General features: G+C 58.1%; 2 protein-coding genes. Both read left to right on the forward strand.

The genetic code is table 11. The features are described 5' to 3' along the window. Positions 1-1114: DUF1611 domain-containing protein (locus ACF8AM_RS22570; RefSeq protein ID WP_392557824.1), on the forward strand; the 1114-nt coding region annotated here is incomplete at its 5' end. After that, positions 1111-2160 carry a dipeptide epimerase gene (locus ACF8AM_RS22575; RefSeq protein ID WP_392557825.1) on the forward strand — a complete coding sequence of 350 codons (1050 nt, stop codon included), beginning with the start codon at positions 1111-1113 and terminating at the stop codon, positions 2158-2160. The genes ACF8AM_RS22570 and ACF8AM_RS22575, both read left to right, overlap by 4 nt. The last annotated feature ends 592 nt before the right edge of the window (positions 2161-2752 follow it).

Raw genomic sequence — 2752 nt, forward strand, 5'->3', positions numbered from 1 at the left:
AACGCCCCCTCTCCTTCATCCCCTCAGTCGATCGATGAACAACCCACTGCTGACCCAGCATCGACGCATCGCTCTCCTCACCGACGGTGCCTCCACACCTTTCCTCGCCAAAACCGCCATCAGCTTGCTGCGATACCGCACGGTGGATATCGCCGCGGTGATCGATCGCGAACATGCGGGGAAAACCTCAGCCGAGCTTTTTAGCGCGGGCGACGCGCCGGTGGTCGCAGAGTGGTCTCCCGAACTGAATTGCGACGCGATCTACATCGGCATCGCACCTCCCGGGGGCAAACTTCCTGAGGCTTGGCGTCCGCAATTGGAAGCGGCCATTCGAGCCGGTGTCGATGTTGTTTCGGGACTGCATGATTTCCTCTCCGACGACAACGAGTGGCGTGAACTCGCCCAGCAGTCCGGTTCGCAAATCGTTGACGTTCGAAAGAACCACTGGAAAGAAACCGCCACCGGCAAACCCTTTCGCGACGAATGCATTCGCATCCATGCCGTCGGACACGATTGCAGCATCGGCAAGATGGTCACCACGGTCGAAATCGACCGTGGCCTTCAAGCCGCTGGCAAATCGTCCCGCTTCCTCGCGACCGGCCAAACCGGAATCATGATCTCCGGTCGCGGCGTTCCCGCCGACTGCGTCGTCGCGGATTTCGTCAATGGCGCCGTCGAATACTTGGTGCGAGACAACGAGGACGCGGACTTCCTCGTCGTGGAAGGACAAGGCAGCATCTCTCACCCGGCCTATTCCGCGGTCACGTTGGGACTGCTTCACGGTTGTGCCCCGCAAGGGTTGGTGTTTTGCTACGAAGCCGGCCGCACCAATGTCAAAGGGTTCGATGGACTCGCCATTCCACCGCTCGAACACCAAATGCATGCAATCGAACACGTTGCGAATTTGCGTGGACCGTCCAAGTTCATCGGCGTTTCCGTCAACACTCGCAACCTTTCACCATTCGACGCCAAACGCGAAGTCGAACAAGCGGAACACCGCTTTGGTTTGCCTGCCTGTGATGTCTACCGAGATGGCGCCGACAAACTCGTCCGTGCCGCTTTGGATTTGCAAACCGAATGCATCCCGGTTCCACGGATGGGGATCGAAGCATGAAGCTCAATCTCTACCCAATCCGCTTGCCCTTGCGAGACCCATTCACGATTTCGCGTGGAACCATCACGCATCAAGACAGCTTGATCGTCGAACTGAAACACGGCGGAATCACCGGCTATGGTGAAGTCACCGCCAATGACTATTACGGTCACACAATCACCGCGATGAGTGACGCACTCAACGGGTTGAGTGCAGACGATCTTGCGAGGTGCTTTGATGACGCCCCCGAAAGAAACTGGCATCGTCTTTCAAAACAACTTCAGGGCGACATGTTCTCCTTGTCCGCCTTGGACATGGCCTGCCATGACTGGCACTCACGACTTTCCGGCACCACCCTCTGGCACCACTGGGGACTGACCTGGAATCCCGAGCTGCACTCCAGTTTCACCATTGGAATCGATTCCGTCCAAGAGATGCGGAGAAAACTGGATGCGGACTCCGGTTGGGACCTCTACAAAATCAAATTGGGCACCGATCACGATTTAGAAATCATCCGTCAGCTTCGTCAGTGCACCGAAGCCACCTTCCGGGTCGATGCAAACTGTGCCTGGTCAGCTCAACAAACAATCGACTATTCCAAAGAACTCCGGCACATGGGTGTTCAATTCATCGAACAACCCCTGCCCCGCTCCGCCGACCCCGCTGACAAGCAACGCGTGTTCGAAGAATCCTCGCTGCCGATCATCGCGGACGAAGACTGTCAAACCGAAGCTGACCTGGAAACCTGCTTCCAATTCTTCCACGGCATCAACGTCAAACTTTGCAAGTGCGGTGGCCTGACCCCAGCTCGCAAGATGCTGACCGAAGCCAAACGCCGCGAAAAACTCACCATGGTGGGCTGCATGGTGGAATCCGCCGTCGGCATCAGCGGTGCTGCCCAGCTCGCACCGCTGCTTGATTTCGCCGACTTGGACGGAGCGAATTTGATCGCGGACAGCCCTACCCGTGGCGTCGAAGTTCAATGCGGTCACCTGCACATGCCGGCCAGCCTCGGCACCGGCGCAGAATTGGTTCCAACCGCCCTGCCCCAATTCCTGTTCCAGTGATTCACTCGGCACATCTTTGCTTCCTGCGATTCGTTTCACCCAGCCATTCCACTCGGTCATGAATCTCAAACGGCTCTCCCGCCAAATCGTTCACAGACAATCCCTCGCTTTCCCAAGCTGGCTAGCAGGATTCGCGTTGGCGTTCATCGCTTCGACGGCCCTGCACGCCGACGAGCCCTCTGCGGCAAACCATGCCGGCCACGACTCGCTGACGCGTCGGGTTATGAAAAAACCAATGCCTCACGCAAAAGCGCAACTTCAAAAGGCGTGCGCGAGGGAGAGGGCCGAGCACGGAAACGGCGCAGATTACCCTCCCCCGGAAATCTCGCTGAACGCTCGCTTTCCGACCCCTCTCGCTGCAGAGGACGTGCAGTTTTTAAGTGCTGTGTTGCCAAACGTTTCTCATCACCCTCCCCCTGGGAGGGTCGAGCGAAGCGCGGGGAGGGTCGAGCATCGGAGCCAGCGCGTAGGGCCCCCCCCCCCCCCCCCCGGCCCCCCCCCCCCACCCGGGGGGTTGTTAAAAAAAACCCACACAGCACCCGGGGGGGGGGGTGTGGGCGTTGGAACAAAACATAAATAAAAAAAATAAAAA

Origin of the sequence: Rhodopirellula sp. JB055, assembly GCF_043100905.1 — a bacterium.
Lineage (GTDB): Bacteria > Planctomycetota > Planctomycetia > Pirellulales > Pirellulaceae > Rhodopirellula.